The organism is Aneurinibacillus tyrosinisolvens, from assembly GCF_001015055.1.
In the GTDB taxonomy this organism is placed as follows: domain Bacteria; phylum Bacillota; class Bacilli; order Aneurinibacillales; family Aneurinibacillaceae; genus Aneurinibacillus_A; species Aneurinibacillus_A tyrosinisolvens.
The window spans coordinates 1-1,528 of record NZ_BBWZ01000106.1 but is presented as its reverse complement, the minus strand read 5'-3'; the positions used below and the strand labels follow the sequence as shown (position 1 = coordinate 1,528).

Annotated in this window: 1 rRNA gene; it reads right to left on the bottom strand. The window is 54.8% G+C overall.

The window, feature by feature from the left end:
• A 23S ribosomal RNA gene (locus tag MBEAL2_RS28505) occupies window positions 1-1,528 on the bottom strand; the annotation flags it as partial.

Genomic DNA, 1,528 nt, shown 5'->3' with positions numbered 1-1,528 from the left:
CACTGCTTGGACAGACATAACCAGCCGTCTGCTCACCCTATCCTCCTGCGTCCCCCCGTCGCTCAGACGGAGTGGAGGTAGTACAGGAATTTCAACCTGTTGTCCATCGCCTACGCCTTTCGGCCTCGGCTTAGGTCCCGACTAACCCTGGGAGGACGAGCCTTCCCCAGGAACCCTTAGGTTTTCGGCGGAGGGGATTCTCACCCCTCTTTTCGCTACTTACACCGGCATTCTCACTTCCTGCCGCTCCACCAGTCCTTCCGGTCTGACTTCACTGCTGCAGGAACGCTCCCCTACCACTGACACCACGGTGTCAATCCACAGCTTCGGTACTGCACTTAGCCCCGTTACATTTTCCGCGCAGAGTCACTCGACCAGTGAGCTATTACGCACTCTTTGAATGGTGGCTGCTTCTAAGCCAACATCCTGGTTGTCTAAGCAACTCCACATCGTTTCCCACTTAGTGCAAATTTAGGGACCTTAGCTGGTGGTCTGGGCTGTTTCCCTTTTGACTACGGATCTTAGCACTCGCAGTCTGACTCCCAGACATCCTGTAGCCGGCATTCGGAGTTTGACTGAACTTGGTACCCCGCGAGGGGCCCGCATCCAATCAGTGCTCTACCTCCGGTACAGTAATCTGAGGCTAGCCCTAAAGCTATTTCGGGGAGAACCAGCTATCTCCGAGTTCGATTGGAATTTCTCCGCTACCCACACCTCATCCCCGCACTTTTCAACGTGCGTGGGTTCGGGCCTCCAGTGCGTGTTACCGCACCTTCACCCTGGACATGGGTAGATCACACGGTTTCGGGTCTACGGCTGCGTACTTATGCGCCCTATTCAGACTCGCTTTCGCTGCGGCTCCGCCTATCCGGCTTAACCTTGCACGCAACCGTAACTCGCCGGTTCATTCTACAAAAGGCACGCCGTCACACAGAGAATGTGCTCCGACTAGTTGTAGGCACACGGTTTCAGGTTCTGTTTCACTCCCCTTCCGGGGTGCTTTTCACCTTTCCCTCACGGTACTGGTTCACTATCGGTCGCCAGGTAGTATTTAGCCTTAGGAGATGGTCCTCCTTGCTTCCCACGAGGTTTCACGTGTCTCGCGGTACTCAGGGTACGTCTCGGAGAGACAGCCATTTCGACTACAGGATTGTTACCTTCTGTGATGGGCCTTTCCAGGCCGCTTCGTCTATGACTGTCCTTTGTAACTCCTATGTGAGACGCCCTACAACCCCGGAAGGCGAACCTTCCGGTTTGGGCTACTCCGCGTTCGCTCGCCGCTACTTACGGAATCACTATTGTTTTCTGTTCCTCAGGGTACTTAGATGTTTCAGTTCCCCTGGTCTGCCTCTATCCATCCTATGGATTCAGATGGAAGTACTACCCCATTACGAGTAGTGGGTTTCCCCATTCGGACATCTCCGGATTAACGCTTGCTTACAGCTCCCCGGAGCATTTCGCAGTTAGCCACGTCCTTCATCGGCTCCTGGCGCCAAGGCATCCACCGTGCGCCCTTGATAGCTTAACC